Origin of the sequence: Clostridium sp. Marseille-Q2269 (genome assembly GCF_943736985.1) — a bacterium.
In the GTDB taxonomy this organism is placed as follows: Bacteria; Bacillota; Clostridia; order Clostridiales; family Clostridiaceae; genus Clostridium_F.
On the sequence record NZ_CALSFS010000001.1, the window covers coordinates 556314 to 572044 of the forward strand.

Consider the following 15731-nt stretch of genomic DNA (forward strand, 5'->3'; position numbering starts at 1 on the left):
AAGCATATATATAAAAAATACTATGCTATAATTATTATATCATAGTATTTTTTATTAGCTAAATGTATTTATCCTAAAGCTACATCTAATATCATCATTACAGTAAATCCAATTAATACACCCATAGATGATATATCTGTATCATTTCCTTCCTGTGATTCTGGAATTAGTTCCTCAACTACAACAAATATCATTGCTCCAGCCGCAAAAGACAATGCATAAGGTAGCAAGTTTCTTATAAACAGTACAGAAGCTGCTCCTATAACACCTGCTATTGGTTCAACTATTCCAGAAGCTTGACCATACCAAAAACTCTTTAATCTGCTATTCCCTTCTCTTCTTAGTGGTACAGATACCGCAGCACCTTCAGGGAAATTTTGAATTCCTATACCTAAGGCTAATGCTATGGCACCTGCCAAAGATGCAGATTCTATATTAGCACCTACAGCTCCGAAAGCCACTCCCACAGCTAATCCTTCTGGTATATTGTGAAGAGTTATAGCTAAAACCAACAAAACACTTTTTTGCCAACTTGTTTTTATACCTTCTGCTTCCTCTTTATCCTTACCTATATGAAGATGCGGAAGAATTTTATCTACTATCCTTAAAGATATTCCTCCTGATAAAAAACCAACTGCTGCTGGTATCCATGCAACTTTTCCTTGAGATTCAGACATTTGTATGGCTGGTGCTAAAAGTGACCAATAACTAGCTGCAATCATTACTCCTGCTGCAAAACCTAGCATAGCATTTAATACTTTTTTATTTATATTTTTAAAGAAAAACACTAATGAAGCTCCCAATGCTGTAACGGCCCATGTAAAGAATGTAGCTAATAGTGCCTGCATAATCGGATTCAATTCTTTAAACCAAGTCATAGTATCACCTTCTCTCTACTTTTTAATATATAATAATAATTATTACTTGATAATTTCTTATTTTGATTTTATCATGTAATATTGGCATAATCAATATTTACTTTTATTTTTGGGATCTATATTATATCCGCTTAAACTAATTAATATCTGACTTGGAAGATAAAAAAACCAGATTAAAGGTAAAAATATATTTTCTAAATTTTTAATATGTTGTATATTTAATAAATAAAAGCTAATATTAGAAAAACCCACATTTAAATCACATAGAAAAAATAAGGTAATACCTATACTTATAATTTTACAGGTTACAGGTTTAAAAAAATTATTATTAAATGTTTTGTAAGCTATTATTAAGCTTTGAATAAGCAATAATGTATACATTAAAGCCAAAGATAATATAGTATTTTCCCTTGAAAATATATTTATATTTTTTATAAAAACAAATATAAATATATACAATATAAACATATAAATATCTTTATGTTTATATTGTACCTGTCCATTTATATCTATAAACCTTCCATGTCGTATTATATATAGGCTCTGCACAATGATAAAAAATAAAATTCCTACCTTATTATTTTGTAAAATAACCATATTAAAATCTGCTACAGTTGTAAAAAATAAAGCTAGTCTTAAAATAGTTATATCTACTCTATCATATATGTTATGTTTAGATATAAATAAGGTGATGGCAAAGCAAATAACTATACTAATAAATTTTATATTTGAAGAATATTTGTATAAACTTTGAATTTGAAAAAAATCCATAACTAAAATAAATAAATATATTATAAAATCTATGGTTAATAATATTTTAATAGCATTGCTTTTTATATTTTTTATTATCAATATTTTCACTCCTAAATTTTAATTGCCAAATATAATTATTCTTATATTATTTCCATATTTTTATACGCCATTTGGTTTTATTATATATATATGTTAAAGTTAGCTAATATTTACCCAAATATAATAATTCCAACGCTTTTTATTATATATTAATAAAACCCACCGATAATTTATCAGTAGGTTTATTATTTTTATTTATTTCTAATTCCTTGTTTTGCTGCTATTTTGCTAGAATTTCCTCTATCCATATATCCTGTAGTAGAGTTCTTGCTATTCTCACTATTGTTTATTGCACTTTGATTTTTAGATTTTATATCAGAGTTCTTACTCATATAATCACTTCCTTATATTATTTAAATTCACTATATATTATTCTCAAAATGTTCTCATATTATTTTTATATAATATAACTTTACATTTTTAATGGATAATAAATTATAAGGAAAAGATTTTTTAAAGCTACTGTAAAAAATATAAGAAATCAAAAAATCAATATGAACTTATATTAAATGCTATTATATTTAGTTATTTAATACAAAGGGTGTTTTGTATCACGCCTACTTTGGTAGTTGTTGAATTAGCACATGCCTACATATTTATTTATAGTTTTGTATACTGCATTATCATTATTGTTGCCAGCTATAAATTTAGCCTTTTCCTTTACATCCTCTGGTGCATTTTCCATAGCATAGCTATAATAAGCCTGATTAAACATAGTTATATCATTATAATAATCTCCAAAAACCATAGTATTATCTTTATTTATATTAAACTTTTTTTGAAGTATTTCTATTGCATGACCCTTACTTACTTCTTTATTCATAATATCTATCCATTTATCTCCTGAAGCTACAAATTGAAGGTTTTTATCTAAATTTTCTTTTAAGTAATCCGTCATATTAGCTTTAATACCATCTTTAACATAATAACTTATCTTTTGAACAGGTTGATCTATATCATCAAAAGATTTGTATTCTATATAAGGTACGTTATAAAAACTAAACTCATCTTTAATACTTTGAGATGGGTTAACAACCAACGCTTCATTTTCTCCTGCCAAAATCAACTCTTCTCCAAAATTTCTCTTTAAATTTTCCACTGATTTTATATATTTTTTATCTATATAATTGGCATAGAGAGTTTGTCCATTTTTATTATATTTTATAAGTGCTCCATTATGAGCTATAAGTATCATACCTTCTTTTACATTATTAAAATTTTCATTTAATTGAGAATAAAATCTTCCACTAGCTGCTGCAAATTTTATTCCATTCTTGTGTAAATCATTTATTAAATTGAATACTTTGTTATATATTTTCCCATCACTATTTACTAGTGTTCCGTCTAAATCTGTAGCTATAAATTTTATCATGTTTTTCCTCCTCTGTATTATGGTGATTTTATATTTGAAAATCACATGCTACTTTGTATATCCTAATAATATATTTTTTATCCTTTTATATTATAGCATAACTAAAATATTTGTTTAATTTCACCTTAAATACCTTTGTGTTAAAAATTAACAACATATATTATTTTTAAAAATAATATATTATAATAATTAAACCATTATAAAACCTTATGTAAATGCATGGGATTTTTGAACAATGTTAAGTTATCAATAAATTTTATTGATAACTTAAGATATTGTAAATATAAACATTAAAGCCTATTTTTTATATTTATTAATATAAAAAATAAGCTTTGCTTTTATTTATTAACTTTATAGTTTAATGTTTTTCTGCTGACTTTACTATGTGTTTTAATAGTAAGGTAGTTGTAACGCTTCCAACTCCTCTTGGTACTGGAGTTATGGCACTTACTTTATGTTCTACATTTTGAAAATCTACGTCTCCACATAATTTCCCATCTTCATCTACATTTATACTTACATCTATAACTATAGAATTTTCATTAAAATATTCTTCTTTTATTAATTTAGCTTTCCCTATAGCTGTTACTACTATATCTGCTTTTTTAGTTATAGCTGGTAAATCCTTAGTTTTAGAATGACATATAGTAACTGTAGCATTATTAGCTAAAGCCATCATAGCTAAAGGCTTTCCTACTACCATGCTTCTATTTATAATAGCTATATTTTTGCTATTTAAATCTATATCATAGTGCTTTAATATTTCTACTACAGCCTCCGGAGTACAAGGCATAAATCCATTTAAATTTCCTTCAAATATTTTTTCCAGATTTAAAGGATTCATACAATCTACATCTTTTTCTAATGATATAGAAGAATTTATTATATTGTTATTTAAATGTTTAGGATATGGTCTAAATACTAATATACCATGAATGTATTTGTCATTATTTAAAATTTCCATTAATTTTAAAAATTCTTCTTGTAATATATCTTCTTTTAGTTCATGTACTTTTACTTCTATATTTAGCTTTTCACAACTTTTTATTATACTTTTTTCATAAGCAATGTCATCTTGTTTATTTCCAATGCGTATGATAGCAAGCTTAGGTATAATACTTTTTTCTTTTAATTTATCTATTCTTAATTTTAAATCTTCTTTTATTTTTAAACCTACTTCATTTCCATATAATATTTTACTCACTATTCATTTCCCCTTATTAAATTCTCTATATAACTATAAACTTTATCTGCTTTAGTTGAATACTTTGAAACTAATGTACTAATTTCTTCTTCTAATGAATTTTTTGCATCGTTATTTTTCATCATATTAGTATTTATATATACATTTAATTTAGAAGCCTCCAGAGCTGTCTTACAAAACAATACTCCAACTCCTACATCACTTATTGCAATTCGTGTTCCTATTTTAGCCAACTTATAATGAAGATCTATAGTTTCTGCTGCACATTTGGCTACTTGTAGTGGTACTAAACTAGCTTCATATAAAGCCTTTTCCATAACTTCATCTTTATACTTTCTTTCTTCTTCTGTATTTTTAGGTAATCCATAGGCTTTTGACAATGGATAAAATGCTTCAGCATCTTTGTTAACTAATGATTCTAATTTTTCTATTAAAATTTCTCCTTGTTTTAATATTTCCCTTACTTCATCTTCTACATCTTTATATTTTTTCTTTCCTATAGTTAGATTTGCTACCATATTACCTAAAGCCATGCCCAAAGCTCCTACATAGGCGCAAGCACCGCCTCCGCCTGGCACTGCTCCCTTAGAAGATAGCATATCTACAAACTCTTTACAACTTTTATCTAGCATAGAAATCCGCCTACCTTATTAATTTATTTTTGTTATATCAAATATTAATTATATTTGATAGTCTTATATATCTTATATTATACATTATTTTTTATAACTATATTATTATATTATTTTATATTTTATTAATTTTATAAGATCTTATTTATTTTCTAAGGAAATTATCAAATTAGTTAATATTTCATTTACAGATGTATTTATGCTTAATTTTCTACCTTCTTTTATAATTGCTCCATTTATTGTTTCTATTTCTGTTTTTTTATTATTTAAAATATCTTGCAACATAGAGGATTTATTTTCTGCTGTTTTTAAAGCTACCTGTTCTACTTTTTTTATCATTTCCTCACAATTAAAATCAAAACCCTTAGCATTAGCCACTTCTATTGCCTCTATAACTGCAGATTTCATAATTTTCATTGTAGATTCTTTTTTTAAAATGTCTCCATTTTTTATTCTTAAAATAGCTGTAATAGCATTAATTCCTACATTTATAATTAGCTTATTCCAAATTAGAATTTTAGGCTCCTTGCTTATATATGTCCTAAAACCACTATTAATTAAAATAGTTTCTAAATCTTTTAAAATATTATTTTCTATCCCAGAGAACATACCTATATAAGTATCTCCTGAGCCTGCATGCTTTATATGTCCAGCTCTTACTGTAGTACAGCCTTCCCCCGTAGTCCCTATTATTATTTTATTCTTATTTATATATTTTTCTAACTTTTCTCCGTTACCGTACCCATTTTGAAGTGTTAAAACATAAGTATTCTTTCCTATTATACTCTTATTTTGTAAAATAGCTTCTTCAGTTTTTGTGGATTTTACAAAGATAATTGCCAAATCTACTATTCCTATACCCTTAGAATTTACAAGTGCCTTAGGATAAAATTTTAGTTTTTTCTCTCCTTGTTCTATTATTAATCCCTGTTTATTTATAGTATTTATATGCTCTTCCCATGTATTAATTAAATAAACATCTTCACCATTTTTATGTAAATAAGCTCCATATAAAGATCCCATAGCTCCAGATCCTATTATAGCAATTTTCATACTCTCACCCCATATTTATTAACTTGCTGTATAAATTTATATAAAAATTGATCTTTTAAATGCTAAAATAGTACAAATTCACAGACAAATTAATACTTTATTGTTTTCATCTTTTCTATAGATTATATCATCATATAATAATAAAAGCATAAAAAAGTGGCTGTGGCACTAAGAATAAATGCTACAATATATTGTGTTAACTTTAAACTATAAAACAATATATTGGCTTAAATTCTTTAATGCCGCAGCCCCTTTAAATTTATTATAAATCTTTATTTTAATTTATTTATTAAGCTTACATAATTCTATAGCTAACTCTGAAGCTACTGCAACGTTATTGTAAACTAATTGTATATTAGCTTCTAAACTCTTTCCTGCAGTTATATCTTTTACTTTAGCTAATAAGAATGGTGTACTTTCTTTACCTTTTATACCTTTTTCTTCTGATTCTTTAACTGCATCATTTATAGCTTTTGTTATAGCATCATAGTCCATTTGGTACTGTTCTGGGATTGGATTAGCTACTACCATTCCACCTTGAAGACCTAAATCCCATTTAGCTTTTAAAGCTTCTGCTAATTCCTTCGGTGTATCCACTTTATAGTCTACCTTAAATCCACTTCTTCTTGTATAGAATGCTGGTAATTCTTCTGTGCCAAATCCTACTACTGGTACTCCTTGAGTTTCTAAATATTCTAATGTTAAACCTATATCTAAAATAGATTTTGCTCCAGCACAAACTACTGCCACATCAGTATGAGATAATTCTTGAAGATCTGCTGATATATCAAAAGTTTCTTGAGCCCCTCTATGAACTCCACCTATTCCACCAGTTCCAAATACTTTTATTCCTGCTAAACTAGCTATGATCATAGTAGATGCTACTGTAGTTGCTCCATCTAATTTTTTAGCTAATATAAATGGGATATCCCTTCTACTAGTTTTAATTACTTCTGTACCTTTTTTACCTAAATATTCTATTTCATCCTTTGTTAAACCAACTTTTAATTTACCATTTAATATTGCTATAGTAGCTGGTATCGCTCCTTTATCCCTTATTATTTTTTCAACATTTAATGCAGTTTCTACATTTTTAGGATATGGCATTCCGTGAGATATTATAGTAGATTCTAGTGCCACTACTGGTTTATTTTCTTTTAAAGCCTCTAATACTTCTTTATTAATGTCTAAATATTTTTCTAACATAATCCTATCTCCTTCATCTTATTATTTATGTTCCAAACTGACATGTTTGGATTTATAGTGTCTTCATGGGACAATGCTAATATGGAAGCTGTCATGGAAAACTTCACAGTTTCTTCTATGGAAAAATCCTTTAAGTAACAATATGCAATAGCCGCCATAAAAGCATCCCCTGCTCCTGTTACATTTATAACTTTAACTTTAGGAGTAGATATTTTACCTTTTTCTTTTCCGTCATTATAATAAACCCCTTCTTCACCTAAAGTTATAAACACCCTTTTAACTCCTTTTTCTAAAAAAAACTCTGATACTTTTTCTAAGTCATTATCTTTTTTTATAGAAATTCCAGATAACATTTCTGCCTCAATTTTATTAGGCTTAATAGTATGAAATTTCCCTACCATATTTTTTATCTTTTTAGCTTTAGTAGTAGATACTGTATCTAAAAAGAATTGTGTATTTGTATAATTGTTAACTATATATTCTATAATATCCTGGGGTATATTAGTATCAATTATGCATACTCCAGAATTCTCTATAACATGTTTTTTAGTTTTAATAAAACTTAATGGCATTTTATTAAATATATCCATATGAGCTATTGCAACTACCATATCTCCCTTTTCATCTAGTATTGAAAGATACGTAGATGTTGAATTTTCTCTCATTATTATGGAGTGTTCCATATCCATACCTATAAGTTTCGCTTCTTCTAATATCTTAGTTCCATACATATCCGCCCCTAAAGCGGTTATGAGCTTCGTATTTACTCCTAATCTAGTTAAGTTTTCCCCTATGTTTCTGCCTACTCCACCCAAGGATATTTTACTTGTTCCTGGATTAGAATCTTTATATATTAACTGATCATTAGGGAATCCTTGTATATCCATATTTGCTCCACCAATTATAGAAACATATTCCTCTTCTTTTGAAACTATATAACCTTTACCTAATATATTCCCTTTTTTCAAAAGATTAGCTATGTGCACTGCTGCAGAAGATCTAGTTATACCTAGCTTTTCTGCCAAGTCCTTTTGGGATATCATTGGATCTTTTTTTATTAATTCTAAAATTTCTTTTTCTCTATTTGTCATATTTATCCCCTCTAAAAACCTTTTCTTAAACAAGTGCTTATAAAGTAAGCTTTTGTTTAAGAAAAGGATATCATAAATTCTTATAATTTTCAATATTTATTTTTTTAATTTTTATACAAAAATTAAAAATCATCGGACAATTAAATGTAATTCTAAAGATCTAATTAATAATAATATTATTATTATCTATTTAAATTAAACAACTCGTTAAAATTAAAATAAAGATACAATCAATAATTCTATTTACTGACTGTATCTTTATTTTATTTATATATTAAATTTAAATCCATTGGTCCTATATATTATAAAGCTTTAAATCTTAACAACAATTTATTTTTTGGATGATTTATAATTCTTCCATTCCCCTACATACTCATCTAATACATTGTGAAGAACTTTTCCTATTTTAGAATATGCTTCATCATTTAAATTGGCAAGTGATATTCTAATAGACCACTCTGGCCCATTGAATCCTCCTCCACCTAATAGAACTATAGAAGATTTTTCTGCTAATCGTAATAGTATATCTACAGGTTTATACTGTTTTTCTAAATAACTACTAAATTCTTCTCCATAATTAGAATCTGCCCACTCAAGCAAATCAAACTCTGTATAGTATGAAGCATCATCTTCTTGTCTTTCAAATTTTATACCTAATCCTTCATATAATAATTTTTGACGACGTCTACATATTTGTTGTGTTAATTGTTTATATTTATTTTCCCTATCTAATATAGCAAACACAGAAAAGAATGCCATTTGAACTTGTTGTGGAGTAGATAATCCTGCTGTATGATTAAGGGCTACTTGACGACTATCTGCTACTATCCTATCGATAAAAGGAATTTGCTCTGGATTAGTAGAAAGAGCTCCATATCGCTTTCTTAAATCTTCTTTCTTGTCCTTTGGTAATTGCCTTATTAATTTATCAAATACATTATCTTCATAAAGGGCAATAGTTCCAAGTCTCCATCCTGTTACTCCAAAATATTTTGAAAAAGAATAAACACCTATTGTGTTATACGGCAAATCCGCTACTAGAGAACGGAATTCATCTACAAATGTTCCGTATACATCATCAGAAATTATCATTAAATCTGGATTGCTTTGATTTACAATTTCTACTATTTTATTTATAGAATCCGGTTTTATAGCTACAGATGGGGGATTACTAGGATTAACCACAAACAGTGCTTTAATACTTGGGTCCCTTAATTTCTCTAATTCTTCTTCAGGATATTGCCAAGTATGAGTTCCATCTTCATTTGTCTCACTTGCATTAATATTAACTACATCACAACTATAGCGAGGTATTAAAGGTATTTCAAGATATGGAGTAAATATAGGAGTCATAATAGCTATCCTATCTCCTTTTTGAAGTAATTCATTAGCTCTTAAAGAATCAAATATATAACACATAGCTGCAGTAGCTCCTTCTACTGCAAACAAATTAAATTTTCCTTTTAGTGGTTTATTGTAACACATTTCTTGCATAAGATAATCTCGTACCAATTTTTCTATATGAATTAATATTCTATCTGGAACTGGATAGTTGTCTCCAATAATTCCATCTGCCAGTTCATATATAAAGCAATCTTTATTAAAACCTTTCACCTCTACACCATAATCAACTATATTATTTAAAAGATCTATTCCTGGTTCATCTTTATGTTTTTTTATGTATTCTTTTAATCTTTCATATATGCCTTCTTTTTTAGGCATTCCCGCTAGTGCTCCGTCATTCCATACCCTACGAGTTTCCTCTACTGCAAATTGACCAAAAGTAAAAAATGATTCTCTAGGGGCTGCTGCTGTCCAATTTGGATTTCCTCTTCCTGCGTCTAAAAGAGCATGGGCACTTTTTGCTATTTGTCCCCCTTTAGCAAGGCTAATTAATTTATTTTTAAGCTCAAACGGACTAATCTTTCCATAAATACGTTCTAATTCTATACGTTGAATATTAGGATTATCCATTAAAAATTCCTCCCTTTACAAATGCAATTGCTAAATTTTAATAAAAATCTTTTTATTAAATTATATTGTCCAGTGTCTTTAAAAACTATTCCTATAAAAGTATGTATTGTTAATATATCCCTAGGTTCATATTGTACAAATTATCTGTTATATAAATAATTTCATTCAAAATGTTATTGATTTCGAAATTATAACTTCATTAATTTACATTATAATTATGGCTATTTTCTGTGTCAAAGCATGTAAATTATAGTTAATTATTAATTTATAAAAATAACATAATCTTAAGTTATAGAAAAATAAACTTTGATGGATAATTGTATTACTTAACAAAGAAAATATCAGAATGTCTTATTAATATGATAAATTTTAAAAATATTAAAACTGCCAATTTATTAAGAAAAATAAGCAGTTTTCAAGTAATTCATATTTTATTTCTTTGTATACTTATTTACTAACATAAAAGGGGCCATAAGAAGAATAATAAAAGCTATAGTAAATATAGGATACTTAGGAGTTTGATCAAAATATAATAATATAGCATAAAATAAAAAACATAAAGAAAGCATTAAATAATTTATTCCAAGGGATTTAGTAAATTTATCTTTATCTGTTATCTTTCTATGTACTCCAACATAAACTTTTATTTCCTTTTTTACTATTGAATTGTATGACCAATAGAGCATAAGTAAACACATTATTGCATAAGTAATTATATATATTACTCTAAGCATATTAAGCCTCCCATTCATAATCAAATTATAAACTATATTAATTATACCATTAATTTCAAATTTTAAGTTAAATTCCCTAAATGTTTTTTGCTAAATTTTATAATACCTATTAATACTTAATACAATAAACACCATGGCTTTTGTGACAACAAAAATATATGTATAATTTTTTATAATATACTGATTAACAATAATAAAATTCATATAAATGATTACAAAAGTAATACTTATAAAAACTCACTTAAATATAATAATGAGGTTGTAGCATTAAAGAATTTAATCACAATATATTGTTTTACAAGTTCAAACTTAACACAATATATTGCAGGATTTATTCTTAGTGCGACAGCCCCATTATTAAGGAGTAAATCATTATAATCACTTGGTATCTTTTATATTTATTATTTAAAATTAACTATGAAAGTAAGGTTCTATCACTTAGCCCATCTTCTATATTAAGATTTTCAAAACATTTTAATATTTTTTCTTTTGTTAAGACTTTCTTTTCTTCTCCTTTTATGTCTAAAACCACATTACCTTTATGCATCATTATTAATCTATTTCCTACATTTATGGCTTGGTTTAGATCATGGGTTACCATTAAGGCTGTAATTTTTTCTTCTTCTATTATTTTCTCTGTTATATCTATTATTATTTTAGATGTTTTAGGATCCAATGCCGCTGTGTGCTCGTCTAAAAGCAATATTTTAGGCTTATTCATAGCTGTCATAATTAATGATAGTGCCTGCCTTTGACCACCGGATAATGAACCTACTGTTACATTTAGTTTATCCTCTAAGCCTAAGTTCAGTTCTTTTAACATATCTATAAATTTAGAATTTTTCTTTTTATTTATACCTAAAGTAAGTCCGAATCTCTTTCCCTTATTTTCTGCCATAGACATATTTTCTAATATAGTCATAGATGGAGCCGTACCTTTAGATGGATCTTGAAATACCCTACCTATATATTTTGAAATCTTATATTCCTTTCTACTAGTTATATCCTTTTGCTCTAACTTTATTTTTCCCTGATCTGGTTTTATACTTCCTGATATTATATTTAAAAGAGTGGATTTCCCTGCTCCATTACTTCCTATTATAGTTATAAATTCGCCATCTTTTACATCTAGAGTAAAATCCCCAAACAAATTATTTTCATTTACAGTGTCTTTATTGAACACTTTGCACAGATTTTCTATTTGAAGCATCTAAAATCCCTCCTTCTTTAGCTTTTTGCTTTTTTATTATTTTTAAAGGATTTTTATTTAAGCTTAGAGCTATTACAACAATCACTGCTGTTACAAGTTTTAAATCTGTAGGAGCTAACCCCATGGTTAAAGCCATTGATACTGCTAATTTATATACTAAAGAACCTAGTAACACTCTTGTAGTTGCATTTAAGATTTTTATCCTTCCAAATAAGGATTCTCCTATAATTACAGATGCAAGACCCATAACTACTATTCCTGTTCCCATGCCTACATCTGAAAATCCTTGATATTGAGCCATTAGAGCTCCACCTAATGCTACTAACCCATTAGATATCATTAATCCCATTATTTTAACTAAATCTTTATTTACACCAAGAGATAACACCAACTGTTCATTATCACCTGTTGCTTTTAATATAAATCCTGCTTTGGTTTTTAAAAATAGATCTAAGGCAATTTTGCATATTAAAAGAAATACTGCAATTATAATTATAGGATCTGTTGTATTTGAAAATAAATGTGTTTTATTAAACAAAGGTATATTTGATTTTCCCATTATTCTTAAATTAATAGAATATAATCCTACCATAACTAATATTCCAGAAAGCAAATTAGTTATTTTAAATTTAACATGTAGTACTCCTGTTACTAATCCCGCTACAGCTCCTGCTATTAGAGCAATTAAAGAGCTTAAAATTGGATTATAACCCTTTACCAAGAAAGCGGCTGCAACTGCTGCTCCCAATGGGAATGTACCATCTACAGAAAGATCAGGAAAATCTAATATTTTATATGTTATATACACTCCAAAGCAAACAATAGAAAATATAAATCCCTGTTCTAATACTCCTAGTATGATGTCCATTATTTTTGGCCTCCCTTAATCTTTTCAGCCTTATCTTCTATATCTTTTGGTATTTTTATATTTAATTTTTTTGCAGCTTCCATATTTATTGATAATTTAGTATCTTTCATAAATCTTATTTTCATGTCTTTAGGATCTTTTCCATTTATAATTTCTATGGCTACGTCTGCAGATTCTTTTCCTAAATTATAATAATCTAAACCTGATGTAGCTAATGCTCCTCCTTCTACATGAGCTTTTTCTGAACCTATTATTGGTATATTCTTCTTATTACATTCATTACTTATAAATGGCATAGATGAAGCTACTGTATTGTCTGTAGGGATAAACATAACATCAATTTGATTTAATATAGCCGCTAAAGATTGATGAATATCATTAACATTTGTTATACCTTTTTTAACAATTTTGAATCCTAATTTCTTAGCCTTTTCCTCTGCTTCTTTAACCTGTATTTCAGAATTCTTTTCACTAGTATTATATAATATTCCTATTGTTTTTTTCCCAGGCAATATTTTTTTTATTAAATTAAAGTTTTCTTCTATGGATATTTTATCTGAAGTACCAGCTACATTAGTACCTGATTTGTCTAATGATTTTACAACTCCTGCTTGTACTGGATCTGTAACAGCTGTCATAACTATAGGTATTTTTTTAGTGGCATTAAAAGCCGCTTGAACTGAAGGTGTGGCTATTGCATATATCATATCATTTTTTTGAGATACAAAATTTTGATTTATGGTTTGAATTGTAGCCATATCCCCTTGAGCATTTTGAAAATCTATTTTTAGATTTTTTCCATCCTTAAATCCCTTTTCTGCTAATCTATCCACAAATCCTTTTTTAGCCAAATCCAAAGCTGGATGCTCCACAATTTGAGCTATACCTATTTTTATAACATCTTTATCCTTAAGAGCTTTTGATGATGAGGTTTTTGAGCAACCTCCAAAGATAGCAACTGAAAGCATCAGTGCTAATAGAATTGAAATTTTTCTTTTTACTACCATACTACCATCCTCCAAAATTTAAATTTATATATTTTATTTTGCAAAATATAATGAAAAACAATAATTAGTAAATATTTTATTTGCATAAATAAAAAAACCCTTCCAGTAGAAGAGTACTCAAACAAAGCCTTTAATTAAAGACCGCCATATCTCCTACTATATAAACTACCATACTACTGTTTTTAAATTATATTAACATACATTAATAATACTTTTTAATTTATTTTACTACTATACATTAAATTTCCTACTTAATTACTACATTTTCTAAATAGACTATTGTACTGATATTGTCAAATGAAAATATAAACATAATATTTTATTTAACATATCACCCGTAATACTTTACTACACAAATATAAGCTTACTTTTAACAACCCTTATATTTAATACTACTAATCTACCATGCTACATAACTAATATTATACTTCTATACAATATTAGGCTAATACTTAAAATATAATATAATTATATTTCTTACCTACAAATTTAATCACTACACATTAAAGCTTTGTTTTGCTTTAATCTTATAGTTAGGAATGATATCATAAATCATATGTTATTGTCAATATTTATTGGAATTCAATTATAAATTCATTTCTAAATCTTTTTAAAACTATTTTAATTACTTTTAATCATTGGGAATTGATCTATGTCCCAATCCTATAACTACTTCATTTAGATGTAAAAGACCTATACTCATAAATATGCATACACTTAAATGTTCTTCTGATCTTGCTATACCTATTTTCCCACCTACATTCAGCCCATTAGCCTTTTCCATAATTTGAAGTAGTGCTTCTCTTGTAGCCCCAACCACAGCTCCATCATCTACATGACAATCCTTTATAAGTCCACATCTTTTAGAGGCAACTAGTGCCCTTTCTATTATTTTACTCATAGATGAATTTATGTTTCCACCTACATCTACTGCTGTACTTAAAATATCCTTTGACTTAAACTTTTCTATTAGTATCTTTTCCTCTTCTCTTGATGAAATTGCCATTTTAACCGAAGCCTTAGCCACCTTTTCACTTTCTACTTTCACAATAACACCCCTTATCATGAAATTCCCATAAAAGTTTTATATCTTATCCATATAATCACATTAGAAAAGTTTTATAGAAATTTCAAATTTTAATTATACACTGTAAGTAAATTATACCATTATTAATATATTTTAAAAAATAAATTTTAATATGTATTGTATTTTAATAATAAGTTATTTGGTTAAATCCATGAATCTATTCCATAAATTTTCATTAGATTGTTTTAAATTTATTATTTTAAAATTTTCTTTATCTACAAAGGCTTGGGTAGTACCTCCTTTTGCCAATAACTCATTATTATCTTTTTTTATAATTCTATAACTAAATACAATTTTTACTGGTGTTAATTTTTCTATATATGTTTCTATAACAATCTCATCTTCATACTTTGCTGCTTTTATATATTTACAATGGCTTTCTGTTAGAGGCATCATTATTCCCATGTTCTCTATATCCGTATATTTCATTCCTATAGCTTTTATAAACTCCGTTCTTCCCATTTCAAACCATGGATAGTAATTAGAATGGTGCACTATTCCCATTTGATCTGTTTCTACGTATCTAACTGTTGTTTCTGTTGTATTAATATACATATCTATTC

Annotated in this window: 16 protein-coding genes; all 16 read right to left on the reverse strand. The window is 27.1% G+C overall.

The annotated features are described in order from the left end of the window. Positions 1 to 68: 68 nt before the first annotated feature. The 16 genes from NGI68_RS02450 to NGI68_RS02525 all read right to left on the reverse strand — a co-directional run bounded on the left by NGI68_RS02450 (position 69) and on the right by NGI68_RS02525 (position 15723). Positions 69 to 878: a ZIP family metal transporter gene (locus NGI68_RS02450; protein ID WP_251859895.1), complete on the reverse strand. Its 810-nt coding sequence runs from the start codon at positions 876 to 878 to the stop codon at positions 69 to 71. A gap of 90 nt (positions 879 to 968) precedes the next feature. Then, positions 969 to 1730 (reverse strand): hypothetical protein, encoded by a 762-nt coding sequence (locus tag NGI68_RS02455; RefSeq protein WP_353505339.1) that lies wholly within the window; start codon positions 1728 to 1730, stop codon positions 969 to 971. A 191-nt stretch (positions 1731 to 1921) separates the two neighbouring features. Then, positions 1922 to 2062 carry a hypothetical protein gene (locus NGI68_RS02460; RefSeq protein WP_251859897.1) on the reverse strand — a complete coding sequence of 47 codons (141 nt, stop codon included), beginning with the start codon at positions 2060 to 2062 and terminating at the stop codon, positions 1922 to 1924. A gap of 245 nt (positions 2063 to 2307) precedes the next feature. Further along, positions 2308 to 3102 carry a Cof-type HAD-IIB family hydrolase gene (locus NGI68_RS02465; RefSeq protein ID WP_251859898.1) on the reverse strand — a complete coding sequence of 265 codons (795 nt, stop codon included), beginning with the start codon at positions 3100 to 3102 and terminating at the stop codon, positions 2308 to 2310. A gap of 358 nt (positions 3103 to 3460) precedes the next feature. After that, positions 3461 to 4306 (reverse strand): bifunctional 5,10-methylenetetrahydrofolate dehydrogenase/5,10-methenyltetrahydrofolate cyclohydrolase, encoded by an 846-nt coding sequence (locus NGI68_RS02470; RefSeq protein WP_251859899.1) that lies wholly within the window; start codon positions 4304 to 4306, stop codon positions 3461 to 3463. Continuing rightward, the gene (locus NGI68_RS02475; protein ID WP_251859900.1) at positions 4306 to 4938 is read right to left on the reverse strand and encodes a cyclodeaminase/cyclohydrolase family protein; all 633 of its coding nucleotides are present in this window, start codon (positions 4936 to 4938) and stop codon (positions 4306 to 4308) included. The genes NGI68_RS02470 and NGI68_RS02475 overlap by 1 nt, the downstream gene beginning before the upstream one ends. A 141-nt stretch (positions 4939 to 5079) precedes the next feature. Then, complete coding sequence (locus tag NGI68_RS02480; protein ID WP_251859901.1) at positions 5080 to 5991, reverse strand: ketopantoate reductase family protein; 912 nt, start codon at positions 5989 to 5991, stop codon at positions 5080 to 5082. A 282-nt stretch (positions 5992 to 6273) separates the two neighbouring features. Further along, the gene (locus NGI68_RS02485; protein ID WP_251859902.1) at positions 6274 to 7197 is read right to left on the reverse strand and encodes a pseudouridine-5'-phosphate glycosidase; all 924 of its coding nucleotides are present in this window, start codon (positions 7195 to 7197) and stop codon (positions 6274 to 6276) included. Continuing rightward, positions 7191 to 8288, reverse strand: coding sequence for a PfkB family carbohydrate kinase (locus tag NGI68_RS02490; protein WP_251859903.1), 1098 nt, complete (start codon positions 8286 to 8288; stop codon positions 7191 to 7193). The genes NGI68_RS02485 and NGI68_RS02490 overlap by 7 nt, the downstream gene beginning before the upstream one ends. A gap of 330 nt (positions 8289 to 8618) precedes the next feature. Beyond that, the gene (gene aspD, locus NGI68_RS02495) at positions 8619 to 10262 is read right to left on the reverse strand and encodes an aspartate 4-decarboxylase (protein WP_251859904.1); all 1644 of its coding nucleotides are present in this window, start codon (positions 10260 to 10262) and stop codon (positions 8619 to 8621) included. Positions 10263 to 10693: 431 nt separating this feature from the next. Continuing rightward, positions 10694 to 10996, reverse strand: a complete 303-nt coding sequence (locus tag NGI68_RS02500; RefSeq protein ID WP_251859905.1) for a hypothetical protein — start codon at positions 10994 to 10996, stop codon at positions 10694 to 10696. A gap of 415 nt (positions 10997 to 11411) precedes the next feature. After that, positions 11412 to 12206 (reverse strand): ABC transporter ATP-binding protein, encoded by a 795-nt coding sequence (locus NGI68_RS02505; RefSeq protein WP_251859906.1) that lies wholly within the window; start codon positions 12204 to 12206, stop codon positions 11412 to 11414. Then, complete coding sequence (locus NGI68_RS02510) at positions 12169 to 13074, reverse strand: ABC transporter permease (RefSeq protein WP_251859907.1); 906 nt, start codon at positions 13072 to 13074, stop codon at positions 12169 to 12171. The genes NGI68_RS02505 and NGI68_RS02510 overlap by 38 nt, the downstream gene beginning before the upstream one ends. After that, positions 13074 to 14081 carry an ABC transporter substrate-binding protein gene (locus NGI68_RS02515; RefSeq protein ID WP_251859908.1) on the reverse strand — a complete coding sequence of 336 codons (1008 nt, stop codon included), beginning with the start codon at positions 14079 to 14081 and terminating at the stop codon, positions 13074 to 13076. Before NGI68_RS02515 ends, NGI68_RS02510 begins: the two co-directional genes overlap by 1 nt. A gap of 631 nt (positions 14082 to 14712) precedes the next feature. Further along, the gene (locus NGI68_RS02520) at positions 14713 to 15129 is read right to left on the reverse strand and encodes a HutP family protein (protein ID WP_251859909.1); all 417 of its coding nucleotides are present in this window, start codon (positions 15127 to 15129) and stop codon (positions 14713 to 14715) included. A 174-nt stretch (positions 15130 to 15303) separates the two neighbouring features. After that, positions 15304 to 15723 (reverse strand): acyl-CoA thioesterase, encoded by a 420-nt coding sequence (locus NGI68_RS02525; protein ID WP_251859910.1) that lies wholly within the window; start codon positions 15721 to 15723, stop codon positions 15304 to 15306. Between the last annotated feature and the right edge of the window lie 8 nt (positions 15724 to 15731).